This window comes from Agrobacterium sp. MS2 (assembly GCF_003261015.1).
Lineage (GTDB): Bacteria > Pseudomonadota > Alphaproteobacteria > Rhizobiales > Rhizobiaceae > Agrobacterium > Agrobacterium pusense.
Genome location: NZ_QLNF01000072.1, coordinates 14,512 through 34,286 on the forward strand (window position 1 = coordinate 14,512; position 19,775 = coordinate 34,286).

Annotated in this window: 22 protein-coding genes and 1 tRNA gene; 6 read left to right on the forward strand and 17 right to left on the reverse strand. The window is 58.5% G+C overall.

Annotation, left to right across the window (positions count from 1 at the left end; all coding sequences use genetic code 11):
* Positions 1–68 precede the first annotated feature (68 nt).
* The gene (locus DOU54_RS18920) at positions 69–347 is read left to right on the forward strand and encodes a hypothetical protein (protein ID WP_006697967.1); all 279 of its coding nucleotides are present in this window, start codon (positions 69–71) and stop codon (positions 345–347) included.
* A gap of 5 nt (positions 348–352) precedes the next feature.
* Here DOU54_RS18920 and DOU54_RS18925 read toward each other — a convergent pair whose 3' ends face one another.
* A complete protein-coding gene (locus DOU54_RS18925; RefSeq protein WP_004441247.1) occupies positions 353–997 on the reverse strand; it encodes an exopolysaccharide biosynthesis protein in 645 nt (214 codons plus the stop codon).
* A 512-nt stretch (positions 998–1,509) separates the two neighbouring features.
* Between DOU54_RS18925 and DOU54_RS18930 the strand changes: the two genes are divergently transcribed.
* The gene (locus DOU54_RS18930; protein ID WP_004441250.1) at positions 1,510–2,097 is read left to right on the forward strand and encodes a YqaA family protein; all 588 of its coding nucleotides are present in this window, start codon (positions 1,510–1,512) and stop codon (positions 2,095–2,097) included.
* A 138-nt stretch (positions 2,098–2,235) separates the two neighbouring features.
* Positions 2,236–2,790 carry a dual specificity protein phosphatase family protein gene (locus tag DOU54_RS18935; RefSeq protein ID WP_006697968.1) on the forward strand — a complete coding sequence of 185 codons (555 nt, stop codon included), beginning with the start codon at positions 2,236–2,238 and terminating at the stop codon, positions 2,788–2,790.
* A gap of 192 nt (positions 2,791–2,982) precedes the next feature.
* Here DOU54_RS18935 and DOU54_RS18940 read toward each other — a convergent pair whose 3' ends face one another.
* From DOU54_RS18940 to DOU54_RS18950, 3 genes are all read right to left on the reverse strand, one after another.
* Positions 2,983–3,186 (reverse strand): hypothetical protein, encoded by a 204-nt coding sequence (locus DOU54_RS18940; protein WP_004441254.1) that lies wholly within the window; start codon positions 3,184–3,186, stop codon positions 2,983–2,985.
* Positions 3,187–3,397: 211 nt separating this feature from the next.
* Positions 3,398–3,658, reverse strand: a complete 261-nt coding sequence (locus DOU54_RS18945; protein ID WP_037089037.1) for a hypothetical protein — start codon at positions 3,656–3,658, stop codon at positions 3,398–3,400.
* 138 nt (positions 3,659–3,796) lie between these two features.
* Positions 3,797–3,873 (reverse strand) — tRNA-Pro (locus DOU54_RS18950).
* A 230-nt stretch (positions 3,874–4,103) separates the two neighbouring features.
* Here DOU54_RS18950 and DOU54_RS18955 point away from each other — a divergent pair.
* Positions 4,104–4,640, forward strand: coding sequence for a DUF1269 domain-containing protein (locus tag DOU54_RS18955; RefSeq protein ID WP_004441259.1), 537 nt, complete (start codon positions 4,104–4,106; stop codon positions 4,638–4,640).
* Positions 4,641–4,703: 63 nt separating this feature from the next.
* On the opposite strand, the gene DOU54_RS18960 is transcribed toward DOU54_RS18955, so the two are convergent.
* From DOU54_RS18960 to uppC, 6 genes are all read right to left on the reverse strand, one after another.
* Complete coding sequence (locus tag DOU54_RS18960) at positions 4,704–5,354, reverse strand: hypothetical protein (protein WP_004441261.1); 651 nt, start codon at positions 5,352–5,354, stop codon at positions 4,704–4,706.
* A 175-nt stretch (positions 5,355–5,529) separates the two neighbouring features.
* Positions 5,530–5,679: a hypothetical protein gene (locus tag DOU54_RS18965; RefSeq protein WP_004441264.1), complete on the reverse strand. Its 150-nt coding sequence runs from the start codon at positions 5,677–5,679 to the stop codon at positions 5,530–5,532.
* Positions 5,680–5,756: 77 nt separating this feature from the next.
* Positions 5,757–6,998 (reverse strand): polysaccharide biosynthesis O-antigen ligase family protein UppF, encoded by a 1,242-nt coding sequence (gene uppF, locus DOU54_RS18970; RefSeq protein ID WP_004441266.1) that lies wholly within the window; start codon positions 6,996–6,998, stop codon positions 5,757–5,759.
* Positions 6,995–8,548: a polysaccharide biosynthesis glycosyltransferase UppE gene (uppE, locus tag DOU54_RS18975; protein WP_004441267.1), complete on the reverse strand. Its 1,554-nt coding sequence runs from the start codon at positions 8,546–8,548 to the stop codon at positions 6,995–6,997. The genes uppF and uppE overlap by 4 nt, the downstream gene beginning before the upstream one ends.
* 220 nt (positions 8,549–8,768) lie before the next feature.
* A complete protein-coding gene (gene uppD, locus DOU54_RS18980; RefSeq protein ID WP_162749570.1) occupies positions 8,769–9,911 on the reverse strand; it encodes a polysaccharide biosynthesis type 4 glycosyltransferase UppD in 1,143 nt (380 codons plus the stop codon).
* Between the two features lie 16 nt (positions 9,912–9,927).
* Positions 9,928–10,500 carry a polysaccharide export protein UppC gene (gene uppC / locus DOU54_RS18985; RefSeq protein WP_004441270.1) on the reverse strand — a complete coding sequence of 191 codons (573 nt, stop codon included), beginning with the start codon at positions 10,498–10,500 and terminating at the stop codon, positions 9,928–9,930.
* Between the two features lie 210 nt (positions 10,501–10,710).
* Here uppC and uppB point away from each other — a divergent pair, with 210 nt between their 5' ends.
* Positions 10,711–12,978, forward strand: a complete 2,268-nt coding sequence (uppB, locus tag DOU54_RS18990; protein ID WP_112554977.1) for a polysaccharide biosynthesis protein UppB — start codon at positions 10,711–10,713, stop codon at positions 12,976–12,978.
* An 8-nt stretch (positions 12,979–12,986) separates the two neighbouring features.
* On the opposite strand, the gene uppA is transcribed toward uppB, so the two are convergent.
* Together uppA and DOU54_RS19000 are read right to left on the reverse strand one after the other, a co-directional pair.
* A complete protein-coding gene (gene uppA / locus DOU54_RS18995; protein WP_113381045.1) occupies positions 12,987–14,219 on the reverse strand; it encodes a polysaccharide biosynthesis GNAT family N-acetyltransferase UppA in 1,233 nt (410 codons plus the stop codon).
* A gap of 97 nt (positions 14,220–14,316) precedes the next feature.
* The gene (locus tag DOU54_RS19000) at positions 14,317–14,529 is read right to left on the reverse strand and encodes a DUF2842 domain-containing protein (protein ID WP_006697979.1); all 213 of its coding nucleotides are present in this window, start codon (positions 14,527–14,529) and stop codon (positions 14,317–14,319) included.
* A 140-nt stretch (positions 14,530–14,669) separates the two neighbouring features.
* Between DOU54_RS19000 and DOU54_RS19005 the strand changes: the two genes are divergently transcribed.
* Positions 14,670–15,773: a COX15/CtaA family protein gene (locus DOU54_RS19005; protein WP_193603408.1), complete on the forward strand. Its 1,104-nt coding sequence runs from the start codon at positions 14,670–14,672 to the stop codon at positions 15,771–15,773.
* A gap of 6 nt (positions 15,774–15,779) precedes the next feature.
* On the opposite strand, the gene DOU54_RS19010 is transcribed toward DOU54_RS19005, so the two are convergent.
* From DOU54_RS19010 to rplM, 5 genes are all read right to left on the reverse strand, one after another.
* On the reverse strand, positions 15,780–16,625 hold the full coding sequence (locus tag DOU54_RS19010; RefSeq protein ID WP_113381047.1) for an aminoglycoside phosphotransferase family protein: 846 nt from the start codon (positions 16,623–16,625) through the stop codon (positions 15,780–15,782).
* Positions 16,626–16,635: 10 nt separating this feature from the next.
* Positions 16,636–17,568 (reverse strand): N-acetyl-gamma-glutamyl-phosphate reductase, encoded by a 933-nt coding sequence (gene argC / locus DOU54_RS19015; RefSeq protein ID WP_004441284.1) that lies wholly within the window; start codon positions 17,566–17,568, stop codon positions 16,636–16,638.
* 70 nt (positions 17,569–17,638) lie between these two features.
* Positions 17,639–18,592 carry an agmatinase gene (speB, locus tag DOU54_RS19020; protein ID WP_113381048.1) on the reverse strand — a complete coding sequence of 318 codons (954 nt, stop codon included), beginning with the start codon at positions 18,590–18,592 and terminating at the stop codon, positions 17,639–17,641.
* Positions 18,593–18,722: 130 nt separating this feature from the next.
* A complete protein-coding gene (gene rpsI / locus DOU54_RS19025; RefSeq protein ID WP_003521540.1) occupies positions 18,723–19,190 on the reverse strand; it encodes a 30S ribosomal protein S9 in 468 nt (155 codons plus the stop codon).
* Between the two features lie 2 nt (positions 19,191–19,192).
* Positions 19,193–19,657 carry a 50S ribosomal protein L13 gene (gene rplM / locus DOU54_RS19030; protein WP_113381049.1) on the reverse strand — a complete coding sequence of 155 codons (465 nt, stop codon included), beginning with the start codon at positions 19,655–19,657 and terminating at the stop codon, positions 19,193–19,195.
* Positions 19,658–19,775 lie beyond the last annotated feature (118 nt).

Consider the following 19,775-nt stretch of genomic DNA (forward strand, 5'->3'; position numbering starts at 1 on the left):
CCCGATTTTCCAGGCTTATCGACGCTGAAAAAATTATCCACAGGCCAGATGCTGAAGGGCGGATTGGAATGAAATTCGGAATCGACCACAGAACGGGTCGTCTCAATCTCGGAAAATGGAGCCTTGCCATGCCGCGTTCGCGCGTCGGCAGGATCGCAACGGGTTCGGCGCTGGTCGTGGGCGGTACGCTGGGCTTTTTGCCCATTCTGGGTTTCTGGATGGTTCCCGTCGGCCTTGTCGTGCTTTCGCACGACCTGCCGGCTGTTCGTCGCCAGCGGAGAAGGCTGGTGATCTGGTGGGCATCGCGGCGGAACCGGCGGGAGCCCCGCGACCGGGACCGACAGTAGTCCTGCTACGCCCCGATTGAGCTGCTGATGCCCTGGCCTGCCCAGAAGGCGGCATAGGCGAGTGCAGCGAAATAAATCGTCGTCAGCCCCAGAAAGAGGTAACCGCCCAGCACCGTGACGCCGTCCCGCTGGATCATGCCCGCTGAGAAAAGCAGGATCGCAATGCCCGGCAGGGTGTTGGAAAAGGGAATGAAGCCGAGCGGCATCATCAGAAGCACGCCCGCCGTCATCAGGGCGAGGCCATTTATCCTGTTGGCGATGACGCCCGTCGTCAGCGCCGGAATGCGTGGACGGATAAAGCGGTCCAGTCTCGATACGATCGCCACACCCTTTTGCAGCGCCGGGACCAGCTTTGCCGTTTCCATCTGCCGGTCAAGAATTTTCGCCGGCAGCCATGGCAGGCGGTTCAGAGTGATCGCGAGACTGACGAGAATGATTGCAGCGCCGAAAACGGTGCTGACTCCGGGAATGGAAACCGGGATCAGAAAGGGCAGGGAGGCTATGGCACAGATGAGCAGCAGGCCCTGTTCACCGATCGCTTCCATCAATTCGCGCAATGTGATCGTCTGGCCCTGTAGTTTTCCTATGAGCTTTTCAAGCGTGGTGCTGAGCTTTTCAGACGTATCAGTGAATGCGAATTCGTTCGACATGCCGCTTCCCGGAAGTTGTTCAACTCCGGGATTGATACCATTCCTCCGGCCCGATGCCTATCACAGATGGAAACGGGCCTCTTCACATTTGGTCATGCCGTCCGAAAGATCTAATGCGAAACCCAGTTGCTATAGGCACCTGCAAGAAGAACCACCAGCAGAATGACAAGTATGACCGGATTGATTGATGTAACGAAGTTGACATAGTCCATGATAACTTCCTCCTCTTCCCGCCACCTCTTATTCTACAGCAAAAAGGCGAGTTCATCTACCTAGAGATGAAATTTCGCATCGCAGCAACCAGTCTCCGGTATGGATTGGAATCGTGGGACTTTTTCATTTTCCGCGATGCAAAAAAAATCTTCCAACATTTGCCATTCTCTTGAGTTGTCTCTAATCCTGCTTCGTGAAGGGTTTCCGGACCCGCCGCCTGCCGTTGATTGACCGGGTGAAATTCCGCCTGTGTCTTGCCTCCGTCTGCCTCCTGACCATTCTTCCCCGGGGACATGAAAATGCTGAAAAACATCTATGCCTGGACGATGGCGCTCGCTGCGCGCAAAACCGCCGTGTGGTGGCTGGCAATCGTGGCTTTCGTGGAAAGCTCCGTTTTCGTTGTTCCTGCCGACGTGCTTTTTTTGCCCATGGTATTGGCGAAGCCGAAAAAAGCGATGTTTTACGCGCTCGTGGCCACGGTCGCCTCGGTTCTGGGCGGCATAGCGGGCTGGTTCCTCGGTCATTATGCGTTTGAGAGCATTGCCCGGCCGATTCTTGAATTTTACGGCAAGCTCGACAGCTTCGAGCATCTGAAGAACTCGGTGGATTATGAAACCATCGTTCTTCTGCTGGTGACATCGGGCCTTGCGCACCTGCCGCCAATCAAGGTGGTTACCATCCTGTCGGGCGCGGCCAATATCAGCCTTGGCCTGTTCATTCTGTCGGCGGTCGTCACGCGCGGCGCGCGCTTTTTCATCCTTGCCGGTTTGCTGCAAAGATACGGTGAATCGGTCCGCCATTTTATCGAAAAACGCCTCGGCGCCATCACGGCCGCGGCGGCGGCGGCACTTATCGCCATCTATGCGGTTTACGTTTTCGTGCGTTGATCGAAAGCAATTTTTCTACTCTTACAATACTGTCGCATAACTTTCAGCCTACTGTCAGAATCCACCTGTATCGGTTCCCGTGTCCAATCAGGGAACCGTTTTATTATGCGAAGATTTTGGAAGTGCTCCTTTGGGGGCATGGGCCTCGTCGTGCTTGCGGCAGGCGGATATCTCTATGCCATTCAACTCCTCGGCAACTTCCACGAGGTGATGGCCGGGCAGCTTTATCGCTCCAACCAACCGAGCAGCGAGCAACTTGTTCGCTACACCAAGGATCACGGAATAAGGACTGTGATCAATCTGCGCGGGTCAAACGAATCCCAGGCGTGGTACCGGGATGAGGTCGAGACCTCGCGCAAACTCGGATTGAATCATATTGATTTTGGCATGTCCGCGAGCCAGGAGCTCAACATGAGCCAGGTAAACGAGCTGGTCGCGATCATGCGCGACGCGCCGAAACCGATTCTCATTCATTGTAAGGCGGGTGCGGACAGGACGGGCCTCGCGACCGCGCTTTATCTCAGTCGCGTCGCGCGTCTTGGAGAAAAGGAAGCAGAAAGTCAGCTCTCGGTTCGCTATGGCCACATCGGCATTCCCTATCTCTCGCAAACCTATGCCATGGACCGGACCTGGGAAAATGTGGAGGATATGCCGATCACTGACGACTTTGCCATCGCTTCCAATGAATATTGAGCAAGGCTTCGACCGGTCGGGAAGTAACTGATAACGCCCCGTTTCTGAAGCGCCATTGGCTGTAATGCTTCTGTGAATTGTCCACCCGCGCTTCGGCTCTCTGTCGGCAGGGGAAGCTTTTATCGGAGCGTGGAATCTGTTCGACTTGACCGCGTCATGGGTATCGGAGACCAGCTGTGGATAAGGCGATTTCTAATCGCGCTCCATGTCCGGCGTCCACCCGCGCGTATATCCTTTTCCCATGATGGCGACAGCAAGGGACAGCTGCTCCTGCAAATGCTCGATTTCGCCGAGTAGCGCCTCGACGGCCGCCCTTGCATCACCGTCATGACACTGGATGACGTATCCCGCTATGTCGTCAGGCCGTATGGGAGTGATCTTTTTAGCGTCGGACATGGTAGGTGACCTCTCTTTTGTTCACTAAATGTTCTAATTTTAGCAGAGAGTCAACACGGCAATGCACATCGTCGTTTTACGGAGGGCGACGGCATATCGCGCCCGCTTTTTTTTGTAGAATTTGCCGGTGAGCACCTAAGCAAAATGGGCCGGTGAGCCTGGGGTCCTACAGGAGCTTTAACCCAACCCAAGCGCGGCGTCGCCCGATGGGTTAATGGACCGAAGGATCCTCGCTATCCAGAAAGCTGCGAATCCCGTCTTTTTCGCAGGTAGCCAGGAATTCTTCCCATGCGTCTTTGTCGGTTGCGAAAGGTTCGTCCCAGGTGGTGACATCGTCGTGCTCGCTGATAACTTCCAGGGTCCAGTCTTGCTGGGTGCCCGCGGGCCGGTAGATGTCAACAAGGACAGTGATACCCTCGTCTTCAAACTCGCCTGAAAATTCCGAGTGTTCTATTTTCGTTTTTTTTGCCATCTCAGCACACTTCGTTCTCAAGGCTTGAATAAATGCACACCCGAACGGGATGTTTGAAACTTGCGCATAACGCTCGCTACTGGAGCGCTAAAACAAATATAGCCAGCTCTGGGGGAACTGGCTATCTATCTGATTTAATGGTCGGAGCGGCGGGATTCGAACCCACGACCCCTTGACCCCCAGTCAAGTGCGCTACCGGGCTGCGCTACGCTCCGAACCTGAAAGCCGTTTATATAGAAGCCTGTTAGGGCGCAAGCGGAAAATGGCCTTTTCTAAAAAAAACGAACACAGGATGTGGACTGCGGGAATGGGATCAATGGAGCACCGCGTTTTGCCGGCTGCGTGGCTGTCAAACACCTGACACATCATCTTTTCATCATGGCCGGAACCTGCCGCGATCTTTAACGTTCATTCGCAGCGGAATTGAAACTCAGGGAGACAAACAATGTCCGAACTTGTCGTTGTCGGTTTTGACGGAACGGAAGAGGCCGACCGGGTCCTTCTGAAGCTTGCGAGCCTGAAGAAGGAGTATCTGGTCGATCTGGAAGATGCCGTTGTCGTGGTTCGCGATGAAAATGGCAAGGTTCATCTGAAGCAGAGCGTCAACCTGACAGCGATCGGTGCAAGTTCCGGATTTCTGTCCGGTGGCCTGTGGGGCGGCCTCGTCGGCCTGCTGTTCCTCAACCCGCTGGCGGGATTTGCGATCGGCGGTGCCATTGGCGCGGGAACGGGCGCGCTTGCGGGCTCGCTGACGGATTACGGCATCGATGACGATTTCATCAAATCCCTGGGCGAGACCATTCCAAACGGGTCGTCGGCTCTTTTCGTATTGATCCGAAAGGTGCAGCCGGAAAAGGTTCTGGCGGAACTGGAAGGGCTGCGCGGCAGGGTTATCAAAACATCGCTCTCGCCGGAGCAGGAAGCCGAACTACAGAAAGCACTTTCGGGCGGGAGCCATCAGCCTGCTACACCGGTTGCCTGAAACGGATAAAAGCAACGCTGCGGCATCATCGATGTCGCAGCGCTTCTGCGTCAGCCGTTGCTGTCAAACGGTGAGTGTGCCGTCCTTAGCCTGCGGCCAGGTGAGATAATAATAACGGCTGCCGACACTGCCAAAAAACGCGTTGTCGCCGGAAATGCCATCGATATAAGCCCCGTTGGCGCCCTTTGCATAGGCCGCTCCATCGCGTTTCAGATGATCCTTCAGGAAGTCGCTCCAGCCCGCCGTTGCGATCGCTGTGGCGGGTTTCGAGGCGGTCTTGGGGTCGTCTGTCACATCCCACGCTTTGATCTTTACGCCGTCCGCCGGGTCGGACACCGTCAGCGTGCCGGCAGCCAATGCTTCCAGCATCGACTTGGCCTGCGCCGCCTTGGCGGGATCCCCGGACAGTTCTTCGAGCGTCGCTTTCAGATCCTTCATGAAGTCCGCCTGGGTGATGTCCCCGGAAGCGGCCGTCTTGTCCGTATCACCGCTCTCCGCCTCATTGCCCGAGGTTCGTGCATATTGCGCCAGAAGCTGCGTCAGCCGCGTATTGCTGGAAGAGGTGGAGGTGGTGGTGTCGATGCCATAGGAATTGAGCAGCGTCGTCCGTGATGATGTGGAAGTCGCGGCGGAGTTGTCTTCCTGTTCCCTGATGGCCTTGAGGGCCAGTTTGGTGGCGGTGAGACGTGTGGAAAGGTCGATGGAGGAGACCATTGCGCGGGATGTCCATGATCGGACCAGATACGCATCATCCGTACCGGGCCGGCGCGGCGTGAATCTGCGATTCCCGCCATTTGTCCTCTTTCATAAGAAGACCGGGTGCGTTCCGGCCGTTTTTTAGCTGGAACGCACCCGGTTTAATGGTCGGACTTTGCGCGACGCTTGCGGCTCAGTTTTCCTGAACGGAAACACCATTCGGGCCGATATTCATCTCGATCCCCTTGGGCTTGCTTTCTTCATGCCAGACGTAAATGCCAAGGCCTGCGATGACGACAATCAGCGCGCCGATGATGAAATAGAGATTATTGGTCTGCGTCATGAGATGTCTCCCCGTTTGACAATCAGAATCGGGGGCTAAACGCATGAAATCGTGGAAGGTTCCGTAAGGTCAGCTGTTTATGCGCCAACCGCGCGCCGGCGCAGGCCTTCGCGTTTTTCCAGTGCCATGCAACCCCACAATATGCCGAGCAGCAGGAAGAAGTGTCGCCAGTGGTCGGTATCGATGACAGCACCAATCATCACATGCCCGACAAAAGCCACCCACGAAATGATCAGGAAGGCCTGCCACGGGCGCGGGCGCAAGAGATGTCTGAAACCGGCGGCGATGGTCCAGCAGATCAGGACGAGATAGATGACGAAGCCGAACCAGCCATGTGTCGTCAGGCTTTTCAGCCAGATATTGTGCTCGGCTGCTGGAAAGATATTGTCGAACACCATCGGGCCGATACCGAGCGGATGTTCCATCGCCAGCAGGAAACCGAGATAATGGCGGGCGAACCGTCCCAGATGGCCGCCATCATAAGATTGCACGGCCGAGGCGCGGCTGGAGAACAAATCGGCCACCTGTTTGAACTGGAGCGCGATGAGGACAGCCGCTACCATCAGTCCGGCGGCGATGAGAAACAGCACGAGGATTTTCAGGCGAAACGCCGCCGTACGTTCCTTCAGCATCATGACGAAGACGAGCAGTACGGTGGCAAACAGAAACAGCCCCCAGGCCGCACGCGAAAACGACAGGAACACGCCAAGCGACAGGATCAGCAGGCCGAGGATTCGCCAGGGTGCGTGCATCGTCTTGCCGGTCAGCAGGCCGTAGATGAGATAAAGCGATGGTGTCACCAGAAAGGGACCGAAGACGTTCGGATCCTGAAAGGCGCCTTTGGCGCGATCGTAAAGGGTGAAGACTTCGAAGCCCGGAATGGCGTGAAAATAGCCGATGATGCCGAGCAGGGAGGTGATCACCGCCGCCGCCAGCCACGCCCGGAAAATCAAAAGCAGCCGCTGGTATCGGTCCTCGATGATTGCCGCGTAAAACACCGAAGTCAGCGCCAGAAATGTCGAAACGGCGAGATAAAGCGGCCCCTCATCCAGGTCGGCCATGGTGGTGAGCGAGAGATATCCGCCGATATTGAAGGCGAGCAACAGGCACAGCAGCAGGACGACGGTGCGTGAAAGTCGCAGGCCAAGCAGAAACCACAGGGCCACTTGCCCGACCATCATCAGCTCATAGGGCGCTGGCTCGGAGATAACGAAGCCGGAAAGAAACACGCCGAAGGCAATGAAGAACGAACCGATGAGCCGCATGGCAGCCAAAGGCGCATCGAAATCCGGGGCGTGCTGATAACCGGTGTGGGTCAATAGGCGTTTTCCGATTTGAGCAGCCGGATCGGCGTCAGGAACAGAATCTTGAGATCGAGAAACAGCGACCAGTTCTCGATGTAATAGAGATCATATTCGGTGCGGAACTTGATCTTGTCGCCATGGTCGATTTCTCCGCGCCAGCCATTGATCTGGGCCCAACCGGTTACGCCGGGCTTGACCTTGTGTCTTGCGAAATAATGCTCCACCACTTCGGTATATTTCAGGTCGCCGGTCTGGGCATGAACCGCGTGCGGGCGGGGCCCGACCAGCGACAGGTCGCCATGAAGAACGTTGAAAAGCTGCGGCAGCTCGTCCATCGAGGACTTGCGCAGAAAGCGGCCAACGGGCGTTACGCGCGGATCGTTCTTGGTGACGGCCTTTTTTGCGGTCGGATCGCTGAGTTCCGTATACATGGACCGGAACTTCCAGACGTTGATGGTTTCATTGTTGAAGCCATGGCGCTTCTGCTTGAAGAGGATAGGCCCCTTGGACGTCGTTTTGACGGCGATTGCCGCGCCCACCATGACCGGCCACAGAAGGGCGATACCGATGAGGCTGAAGGTGATGTCGAACAGCCGCTTCGCGACGGAATCCCAGTCCCGGATCGGTTTGTCGAAAACGTCAAGCATCGGCACCTTGCCGACGTGGGAATAGGCACGCGGGCGAAAGCGCAGCTTGTTGGCATGCGCCGCAATGCGGATATCGACCGGGAGCACCCAAAGCTTGCGCAAAAGCTGGAGAATGCGTGCCTCGGCGCTTAACGGCAGGGCAATGATCAGCATATCCAGTTTGGTCAGGCGGGCGAATTCCACCAGTTCGGCGAAAGTGCCGAGCTTGGGATAACCCGCGACGACGTCGGGAGAGCGCGCGCTTTGCCGGTCATCGAAAATGCCGCAGATGCGGATGTCGTTGTCGGATTGCTGCTCGAGCGAGCGAATGAGATCCTTGGCAGCATCACCACCGCCGACGATGACCGCCCGGCGTTCCATGACGCCATTGCGGCCCCAGTGGCGGATGGCGAAGCCAAGGATCAGTCTTCCGGTGAAAATGGCGATCGCGGCAATTGCATACCAGATGCCGAAGGCTTGCCAGGAATGCAGCGCATCGGGAAAAAAGAGCAGAAGGAAACAGGCTGTGCCAACGAAGGACAGGCAGACCGCGCCCTGAATGCGAGCGAACATCGACAGTGGCGTGCGTAGCGTCGGCAACTGATAACAGTCGCCGGCCTGAAGAAGAAAGACGCAGAGCGCGGCCCCCAGTACGCCGCCGCCAAAAACCGCCAAGAAGGTCTCAATACCCCGATCGGCGGCGACGCCGTTGATGATGGCGGCGATCACTACGAGCATGGTGAATTCCAGAAGCCGCAACTGGCCTATCACCATGTTCGGGGAGTGATTGCCGCCGCGAAGCTGGTTGGCAATCTGCCGTGCGAGGGGGTTGAGAACGACGGCTTCCGATGTCGAAGGCCCGTTGGCCTCTTGCTCGGAAATCTGTTTGCGCAACGACGCCAGATCGAATTGCAGTCTATCCTTGTCAGCCTTGGTCATTGCCTGGTCCGCACCCTCCAGCGCATCGGCGCGAAAATCGGCATCGATTTCCGACCGGACGATACGCAACTTCAAAGTGGTGGAGCGGGCCTGATGCATCCGGACGGACGCACGGCGCTCCACGATCTGGAAACTAGCCGAAACATGCTAAGAAACGTTTATGATGGGTTTCTTGAGGATGACGGAATATACAATCAAAAATCGTGTTTTTGAAATGATTTTAGAGCAACAGCAGGTCGCGATAGAGCTTCATCATGTCATCCGCCATGACCGGCGTCGAAAACTTCGCCCTGAAGCTGTCGGGGTGGGGCATGATCCGTTTCGCCCAACCGGCATCTTCGGCATCCCTGGCCATGGCCCTCGCCAGCGCCTCGACGTCGCCGGCCGGGACGAGCGCGTCGCTTTCTTCTCCCAAGACTTCGGGAATCCCGCCGACATCGGAGGCGATGACCGTTTTTCCCGCTGCAAGTGCCTCCAGCACGATATAGGGCATGGCCTCCGCGCGAGAGGGGACTACCACCGTCGTGGCCAGGGCGAAGGCCTGTCTGGCGGGCATGGCGGCATGCATGGAAATGCGCCGGGAAAGACCGGCCTTGTCGATCATCGCCGCGTATTTGTCCCTGTCCGGCCCATCGCCGACGATGACACCGGACATCGGCCGGCCGATGCCGCGCTCCATTTCCGCGAAGGCCTTGATGAAGAGGTCAGGCCCCTTAAGGTCACGGAGCATGCCGATATAGAGGAAATGCGCCGCGCCCTCTTGCGCGGGGACGGGTTCGAACTCGTTTTCCTGTACGCCGTTATAGATCATCGCGGTACGGGTGCGCGGTTTGCCAACCTTGGCTTCATAGGCCGCCTGCTCGAACTTGCAGACGAAACAGAGCGCATCGGTGAACCGTTCCTGAAACCGCTCCAGCCGCAGGAAGAGCTGTCCTTTCAGGGTGTTGCGGGCATAATGCAGGCTTCCGCCGTGCGGTGAATAGAGGCGGGCTACGCGATACCTGTTCGCCCGCAGCAATGAGCCGATCAGCCGGGCCAAAGCGCCACCCTTGGCGCTGTGCCCGTGCAGAATGTCCGGCCGCAAACTTTTGATGTGTTTGTAGGATTTCCAAAGCGCCAGCAGGTCGCCCGGGGTAATGGAGCGCCGGATGGGCAGGCGCGTCAGGCCGAGCTCCAGCAGCGGCGCAATCTGCGCGAAAAGCCTCTCCTCATGCGCACCGCCGGTGGAACTGTCGCAGACGATGCCAACCTTGTGGCCCTGCCTGACATGTTCTTCGATAAGATCACGCACATGGCGGAAAACGCCGCCCACCGGCGAACGAAAACAGTGAATGATGCGCAGGGGAGGGCCGTCGTCCGACACGTTCGCCGCGCCCCTTTCAGAAGAATCGTTCACGCACATAGACCGTATCACCCGCAAGAATGGGTGCGGTGATACCGATCCGGCCCGTCATCACTTCCGCGTTTATCTTGCGGGTGACGTCGACATCTGCCTGATTGGCGCGCGGGCTGAAGCCGCCGGCAATGGCGATGGCGTTCTGCACCGTCATGCCCGGCACATAGGAATATTGGCCAGGACGGCCCACTTCGCCCATGATGAAGACGGGGCGATAACGATCTATCTCGATCGTGACATCGGGATCGCGCAGATATCCCTGCCGAAGCTTGGCCGCGATCGCGGCTTCCAGCTGCGGCAGCGTCTTGCCCCGCGCGGGCACCTGGCCGACGAGAGGGAAGGCGACATAGCCCGCCTGATCGACCGTATAGGTATTTGTCAGCCCGGCCTGTTCGAACACGTTGATGCGCAGTCTGTCGCCGCTGTCGACGTGATAGGGTTGCAGTGCGGCCTCATTGAATGACCGCGGCGCAGGCTGATAGGCCGAACAGCCGGAAAGGGCCGTCAGAACGGCAAACGTCAGTGCGGTGACATGTCGTGATCCGGCGAGCGGCATCTCATCTGGCTCCGAGTCGAACTTTGATCATTCTTATCGTTCTGTTAGGGTTAATGCACGGTAAACGCGCAGCGTCAGGCCCGGTAATATCGGCTTTATTTCGTCGGAGTCTCGGTGATTAACGGTTGTGTTACCCGCAAGACTTAAACTTCGCGAAAATTGACCATCTTTATTTGAGCGCCCGAGGTTTATCTCGGTTACGGAGCCCGTATGAACGGCGATCGCATTGACGACAGGGATGTGGATATTGATCTTGCGCAACTCGTCGCGGCCATATGGCGGCGTCGGGGAAGAATCGCGGCCATAACGCTGCTGGCCGGCGGCGCCGCCTTTGTCGTTTCCAGCATGATGTCGCCCGCCTATAAGGGCGAGGCGCGCGTGCTCATTGAATCCCGTGCTGCTTCCTTTGGCGCTTCCCAGCAGTCCAACGCGCCGGCCGAGCCAGTGCTGGACGAACTGACAGTATCCAGCCAGGTGCAGATCCTGCAGTCCGTCGACCTCATCAAGCAGGTCGCCAGGGACATGAAGCTCTATGAACTCGAGGAATTCGATCCGGAGGCGCATCCTTCGCTGGTTTCGAGCCTGCTGGTTGCCGTCGGCGTCAAGAAGGATCCACTCCAGGTTCTGCCTGAAGAGCGGGTTCTGAAGGCGTTCCGCGAGAAATTGCAGGTCTATCAGGTCGAGAGTTCTCGTGTCATCACGGTCGAGTTTTCTTCAGAAGACCCGAAGCTCGCTGCGGCCATCCCGAACGAGATGATGAAGGCCTACCTCGCGCTGCAAAGCGGCGCGAAGCTCGATACCAGCACGGAAGCAGCGCGCTGGCTTGAGCCGGAAATAGCCACGCTGCGTGAAAAGGTGCGGGAGGCGGACAAAAAGGTCGCGGATTATCGTGCCTCCTCCGATCTTTTGTCGGCCGGGCAGGGCGAAACGCTCGCCACACGTCAGCTGAGCGACATCTCCACGGAACTCGGCCGTATCCGCGGCGAGCGCGCCAATGCGGAGGCGCGCGCAGAAGGCGTGCGCAACGCGCTTGCCAGCGGTCGTCCTCTCGATACCTTTCCCGATGTCGTCGCTTCTCCCACCATCCAGAGGCTGAAGGAAAACGAAACCAACATCCGCAGCCAGATTTCCGATCTTTCGTCTTCGCTGCTGGAAGGCCACCCCCGCATAAGGGCGCTGCGCAACCAGCTCGATGGTATCGAAAGGCAAATTCAGGAAGAAACCCGCAAGGTGCTGGCAAGTCTCGAAAATGAGGCCAATGTCTCACGCCTTCGGGAGCGGCAACTGGTGCAGCAACTGAACGTGCTGAAATCGGAAAGCGTGCGTGCCGGTGAGCAGCAGGTGGGCCTTAACGACCTGGAGCGGGAAGCATCCGCGCAGAGGCAGCTTCTGGAAACCTATCTCGCCCGCTATCGCGAGGCGACGTCGAGGGCTGGCTCTGCGGATTCCACGCCGGCCGATGCGCGTGTGATTTCGACGGCAGTTGAGCCACGCGAACCCTATTTCCCGAAAACCGGTGCCATCACCATCGTTGTCACGCTCGCAGCATTTCTGCTGTCCTGCATTGTCGTCATGCTGGTGGAACTCTTTACGGGTAGGGCGCTGAAACCGGTCGGAAGAAGTCAGGTTCCACCGCTTTCCGATCCGCCACCACCTGCACGCGGGCCGGTTGAAGCGGATGAGACGACGGATGCGCCCGAGCAGCCGGCGTCGGCACCTGCTGAAAATGTGGCGCCGGGCGTCCGCGCCATGCCGGTTGCGGCACAACAGCCCGTCGCCGTAGAAGAGAAACGGCGTGAGCCGCCCGCAGCCACAGCCATGCCGCCGGCATTGGCGGCAGAAGATGTCGCGGCTGCGAAAGAGGCGGTGGTGGATGAGGATGCCGATGCCGCCAGTGACTTTTCGATCGACGCCGTGGCGGGCATTCTGTCCACACGGCTCGCCAAACCCGTCGCCGCCATTGTATCTCCGGCCGGTGACAGCGGTTCGACCACGAGCGTCATGCTGGCGCGCGCATTGTCTGAAATGGGGCGTTCGGTCGTTCTCGTCGACATGACGGCATCCGCCTGCCCGACGCGGCTGATGTCGCCCGAAGCCGGACTTCCCGGTGTCATGGACCTTCTGGCAGGAGCGGCCGCCTTCGGTGAAACCATTCACGGCGACCGTCTGTCAGATGCGCATATCGTTCCACGCGGCAATGCGCAGCCCCGCGAGGCGATGCGTGCTCTGGACCGCCTGACGATGATCCTCGGTGCGCTTTCCGACGCTTACGACACGGTGCTTGTGGAGTGTGGAGCGGTGCAGATTTCGAGCCTCGAAAAAATGCTGCGCAATCTGCCGGCAGAAATCATCGTCTCGGTTCCAGGCAAGGACGGGGAGATGCTGGAGAAAACGCTCGGAGAACTGGTTGCTCACGGCTACGAGCAGGCTCTGCCGATGACCGGCATGCGAAAGCCGGACCACCTGAGCGCGGCCTGACCGGCTGTTCAGTCGAGACCCCTTGTCGAGGCTGCTGTCGGCCGGCCGGCGCGGAAACGCTGAATGAGCGCATAGAGAGCCGGATTGGATTTGATCAGGCTTTTCGTTCGGGCGATCGCGACATAGGCTGCTGCGGCGACGCGACCTTTCACCGTTATCGGCAGGAATATATCGTGCTGCACGGTGAAAAGCGGGCACCAGCTGCGCTTGTAGAGCTGGTCGCCGACCCCGAAATCGAAGATCGCAGCCCTTTGGTGGCACGCCCTTTCAATCATCAGCCAGAACAGCAATTCTCCGGGGCTGAGTTCTGAAACGGATTCATCGATCGAACCGAACTGGCAGATGATGTGGTCCTGCTTGCGCGAAAGACCGGCTATTGCGGCGATGACGCCCTCGTTCGCGCCGTGCAGGCGAATGGCATGCAGCTCCAGCAGACTGTCTGTGCCCGTCTCGGGAAAATTGGCCAGGTCGTAAAAGAAATCTTTTACCGATTGGTCGCGAAAGACATCCGGAATGCCCTGCGATGCAAAACGGGCGGCTTTCTGCCGGAAGAAGGCCTGCAACAATTCACATCTTTCCTGTGGCGAATGCGCGATCACATGGCTGTAACCGCCCATTTCCTCGGCTCTCCGGCTCTGGATCCGGAATTTCTTCCGCCGTCTCTTGGCATTGACCTGCCGGAGCGTGGCCTCGAAACTTTCGAGCAACGGAAGCTGGAAGGCCGGATTCTGGTTTTCGACCGAAGCTAGATGCGACAGGGGGTTGGTCCTGCAGCGCCACTTCAGCGGTATGTTCTGCAAAGCCAGAATATCGGCCCGGCCATGCAGCAGCTTCCGCGCCTCGCGGGCAATCGCCGCCGCGATTTCCTCTCCGGCCTGTGCGGCAAAGGAGGGGTCGAAAAGCCCGGTATTGATATTGTTGAAACGGCCGCCGGGGAAACGCGCCTTGCGAATGCCGCCCTCCAGCACGATTTCAAGCGGAAGCAGGAAAATCGTCTTGCCGCCCTGCCGGCCGCGAAGCGTCAGGAGCGCGCTGTCCTGCGTTTTTGCCCAGATGGAGCACCACCCAAAACCCTGATGCAGGGAGTTGAGCGGATCGTTTTCCAGCCGCTTCCAATCGCTATGGATGGTGGAAGCGTCATCGACGAGATCGACCGACAGACGGTCAGCGCCCCGCCGCTCGTTTTGCACGGCGGTCGGCGCTTGCTCGTCGCTGGTAAAGACCGGCCCCTCAGCCGCCATCCACTCTCTCCGGTTGTTTCGGTCGGACTATATCTTTGAGCGGCAAACAATCGGTTTATAAAATTGCGACCTTAAGGTGTCACGCGATGGTCCCGCATTAGCCCTGTTTTTTTGGCCCGGCCATCCATTTGATGATCAGCATCGCCGGCAAAATCCACAAAATTCCTGTCAGCACGAAATAAGCGAGATGCACCCACCAGGGCGATTGCGCCAGCGCCGCCGATGCAATGGCCGTCGCCACCACGGCGTAAACGACGACGAGGCAGATGATGACGATGGTGCCGATAAGCGATCTGAGGCGAGGGTGCATGAAATCTTCCGTAATTGAACAGGTGCATGACTATAGCGCCGCGACCGGATGCCGCAAACCCTAAGGCCTTGTTTTGTGGTGCCGGTTGGGGCTAATCAACATGGCTGTATGAAGGAGACTGAAAGATGAGTTCGAGCGGCATGACGATGGCCAATGGTTCCGCGGAAATGGTGGTGCAGGCTGCCCTGCAGAAGCAGGAAAAGGACCGCCGCCTGCTGCGCGTCTGGCTGCGCCTCGTGCTTTTCACACTCTTCTGTCTGGTGCTCGTTGGTGGCGCAACCCGCCTGACCGAATCCGGCCTGTCGATTACCGAATGGAAACCGATCCATGGCGCGATACCGCCGCTTTCTGTTGCGGAATGGGAAGAGGAGTTCCAGCTCTACAAGCGCATTCCGCAATATCAGGAAATCAACAAGGGCATGTCGCTCGACGAGTTCAAGACGATCTTCTGGTGGGAATGGGCGCATCGCCTGCTTGCCCGCGCCATCGGCCTCATCTTCGCTTTGCCGCTCGCCTTCTTCTGGCTGACAGGCCGCGTCGAAAAGCGCCTCCGGCTGCCACTGGTCGGTCTACTGGCGCTTGGCGGCTTCCAGGGCTTCATCGGCTGGTGGATGGTCTCTTCGGGCCTCGTCAACCGCACGGATGTCTCGCAATATCGTCTTGCCACACATCTGACCATCGCCTGCCTCATCTTTGCGGGCTGCATGTGGATTTTGCGCGGCCTGTCCCATCATTCCCCCGAGGCCACCGACGAAAAGACGGGCAGGGGCTTTGCCGCGCTGTTGACGGTGCTCTGTCTCTTCCAGATCTATCTCGGCGCATTGGTGGCGGGGTTGAATGCCGGCCTGTCCTATAATACGTGGCCGCTGATGGATGGTTCGCTGGTGCCGGGCGATCTCTTCCTGCAGCAGCCCTGGTGGATCAACCTCTTCGAAAACCCCAAGACGGTGCAGTTCATTCACCGCCTGGGCGCCTATACGCTGTTTGCCGCCACGCTGTGGCATATGGTATCGATGGCGCGCGCTTTGCCCGGCACGCCGCACGCCCGCCGCGCGGTGCTGTTTTTCGTGCTCCTCTGCATTCAGGCGGCGCTGGGAGTAACCACGCTGCTCATGCATGTGGATATTCATGTCGCGCTCGCCCATCAGGGCATGGCGCTGGTCGTGCTCGGTTTTGCGGTTGCCCACTGGCGCGGATTCATCGGAGAATATCCGCCGCCAGTTTCGGTTGAAGTCAGGGACTGAACTCGCTCAGAACTGTTTCAGGACGGCCTTAATGGTTGCCGCGACAGCGAGTTCGTTGTCGCGTTCTTCCGCATTTTCGTCCTCTTCATGCCACGCGGCAGAAAGGCAGCCATAGGCAAAGGCATATTGCAGCAATAGCCGTTCGTCCCGTTGGAGAGCCTTCGCAAAAATCGCCGCCATGGAGGCGATGCGCGCTTCGCTGCGGGTGAGGTCAAAACGGTCGAGCGGATTGGAGAACATGTTGGCGACATCGAGCGCCGCATCGCCGATCAGGCCAGCCGGATCGATGATGATCCAGCCGCGATCGCTGCGCATGATATTCTCATGGTGCAGATCGCCATGCAGCGGCTTGATATCCCGCTGCTGGCCGATCAGTTCCTGCGCAAGCGTGGCAGCCTCGATATAGGCGCTGTCGATCCCGTCGGAACGATCCTGTTCGGCCTTGCGGAACAGGCTTTCGAAATAGAGAGGCAGCGTCAGCAGACTTGAGGGCGGCGGCTGCTCGGACGGCTGGTGATATCGAAGCAGGACCTCCGCTGCAATTTCCGTGGTGGAATCGTCGTCACCGTCGCGGAACAGCACGTCGCGCAGGGTCTCCGTGCCGGCATGTTCCATCAGAAGAATATCATCGGAGCGGTCAAGCAACTCCACGCAGCCGATCCCGGCGCGCCATTCGATGAAATCCGCGCCGCGAAGGCTGTCCGTCAATACTTTCTTCTTCAGAACCTTGGCGACCGCAAGGGAACCGTCATCGCGCACAAGCTCGTAGACCGCCCCGGCAGGCGTATCCGCAATCTGCTTTACGGCCTCGATATTCCACGAGGCCGGAAAAGAGGGCGTGGTCATGGTCATGAGCAACGTCTCATGCAGAGAGCATCAGTTCCATGTTCTGCACAGCAGCACCGGAGGCACCCTTGCCGAGATTGTCGAGCAACGCGACGAGGTTGATATGCTCGCCGCCCTCGGTGCCGAAGACGAAGAGCTTCATCGTATCCTTGCCAGCCAATTCCTCGGCATCGATACGCGCCAACCCCTTGCTCTCGGCCAGAGGCACGACGCTGACGATATCCTGTCCAGCGTAATGGGCGGTGAGTGCCGCATGGATCGTTTCGATATCAGTGCCTTCCTTAAGGTCGGCGGCGAACAGCGGCACCTGGACGATCATGCCCTGCGGGAAGCGACCTACGGAGGGCGAAAACAGCGGCGCACGGTCAAGCTGGCCGTGAATGGTCATTTCAGGCACATGCTTGTGCTTGAGCGTCAGGCCATAAAGGAAATTATTGGCACTGATGGCGTCGTCGCGGCTCTGGTCTTCCATTTGCGCAATCATCTGCTTGCCGCCGCCAGTATAGCCGGAGACCGCATTGACGCTGACAGGATAACCGTCCGGCAGGAGGCCAGCGGCCCGCAGCGGGCGAATAAGGGCGATCGCACCGGTCGGATAGCAGCCGGGATTGGCGACGAGGCGGGCAGAGCGAACCTTCTCGCCCTGGTCCTTATCCATTTCGGCAAAACCGTAAGCCCAGTCCTGATGAACGCGATAAGCGGTGGAGGTATCTATGATGCGGACATTATTGTTGCCAGCTACCATGGAAACCGCTTCCCGGGACGCGTCGTCCGGCAGGCAGAGGATCGAAATGTCGGCGCTATTGAGCATATCCTCGCGCATCGCGGCATTGCGGCGCTCGGCTTCCGGAATGGACAGCAGCTCGATATCGCGGCGACCGGCAAGGCGCGTGCGGATCTGCAGACCCGTGGTGCCGTGTTCGCCATCGATGAAGATCTTCGCTGTCATGTCCTTGTCCTGACTTTTCAGAGGGTTGCGAGGGTAGTCGGAATCAGTTTGGCAAGCGCCGTCATCTTTGTCAGCCAGCCTTGACCAGCCGTTCGGCACGCAGGCCAAGCATATACATTGCAACGGTCGCTCCGGCAATGGCGGTAATATCCGCATGGTCGTAGGCGGGTGCCACCTCCACGACGTCGGAGCCGCGAATATCCAGTTGGCCAAGTCCACGCAAAACGGAGAGAATTTTCGCGCTGGTCGGCCCACCGGCGACGGGTGTGCCGGTTCCCGGCGCGAAGGCGGGATCGAGGCAATCGATATCGAAGGTGAGATAGGTGGGCATACCGCCCGTGTGCTTGACGATCAGCGACGCGATATCGCTGGCCCGCATGTCCTCCACCTCGTAACCGTGAAGAATGCGGATGCCGAAATCGTCAGGCGCGTGGGTGCGGATGCCGATCTGGATCGAGCGGTCGGCATCGATCAGCCCGTCGCGCACGGCGCGGGCCACGAAGGAGCCGTGGTCGATGCGCTTGCCATCGTCGAACCATGTATCCTGATGCGCGTCGAACTGCACCAGCGCGAGTGGGCCGTGCTTGGCCACATGCGCTTTCAGCAATGGCCAGGTGATGAAATGATCGCCGCCAAGCGTCAGCAGGTAATCCGTCTTGGAGATGATCCTGCGTGCTTCCTTTTCGATCGTGTCAGGCGTTTTCCAGTGGTTGCCGTAGTCAAGCAGGCAGTCGCCATAATCAATGGTCGGCATATGGACGAAGAGATCGCGCGCGAAAGGATATTGCGGATCATTATCGAAAATCGCCGAAGCGCGGCGGATCGCCTGGGGCCCGAAACGTGCGCCGGGACGGTTGGAGGTCGCCGCGTCGAAGGGAATACCCCACACGGCAGTCGAAACGCCTTTGAGGTTCTTGGTATATTTGCGCCGCATGAAGGAGAGGACACCGGCATGGGTCGGGTCCGTGGCAGCCGATGTCAGGGACATTGCGGTGAAGGCATGGTCGATGGTTTTGGCCGGCATTGATCACCCCATTGCGATTTGCGCCGAGGTTGCTGTCTTCCTGATGAAAAAACAAGGGAGGAGGCCATGAAAAAAGGCGGAGCCGAAGCCCCGCCTTTCGAAGTTCTGAACGAACCGTTCCTGGAAGCGATTAGCGCTTCGAGAACTGGAACGAACGGCGGGCCTTGGCCTTGCCGTACTTCTTACGCTCGACAACGCGGCTGTCGCGGGTCAGGAAGCCACCCTTCTTCAGAACGGAGCGCAGGCCCGGTTCGAAGTAGGTGAGGGCCTTGGACAGACCGTGACGAACGGCGCCGGCCTGACCGGACAGACCACCACCGGCAACGGTAGCGATGATGTCGAACTGACCCGTGCGGGCAGCGGCAACGATCGGCTGCTGGAGGATCATCTGCAGAACCGGACGTGCGAAATACGTAGTGAAATCGCGGCCGTTGATGATGATCTTGCCAGAACCGGCCTTGACCCATACGCGGGCTACGGCGTTCTTGCGCTTGCCGGTCGCGTAGGAGCGGCCGAGGGTATCAACCTTGCGGACATGCACGGGAGCCGAAGCTTCCGAAGCCGGGGCGAGGTCTTTCAGAGAGGAAAGATCGGCCATTATCAGGCGCTCCTTACGTTCTTCTTGTTGAGCGCGGCAACGTCGAGAACGACCGGCTGCTGTGCTTCGTGCGGGTGGTTGGAACCGGCGTAAACGCGCAGGTTCTTCATCTGACGACGGCCGAGCGGACCGCGCGGGATCATGCGCTCGACGGCCTTTTCAACGACGCGCTCCGGGAAGCGGCCTTCGATGATCTGGCGAGCCGTACGCTCCTTGATGCCACCCGGGTGACCCGTGTGCCAGTAGTACTTCTTGTCGAAATACTTCTTGCCGGTGAGGGCAACCTTTTCCGCATTGATAACGATGACGTTGTCGCCATCATCAACGTGGGGGGTGTAGGTAGCCTTGTGCTTGCCGCGCAGGCGGGTTGCAACGATGGTGGCGAGGCGACCAACAACGAGGCCTTCGGCGTCGATGATGACCCACTTCTTCTCCACCTCAGCGGGCTTCTGAACGAAAGTAGACATGAATTTCACTTTCTAACGTGGACCCGTCATCCTCTTCATGAAGAGCATACGGGCGTTTCTTGTTGCTTGGTTTGGTTGCCATCAGGGGCAACCGCAAATGACCCTATTCCGGCTGGAA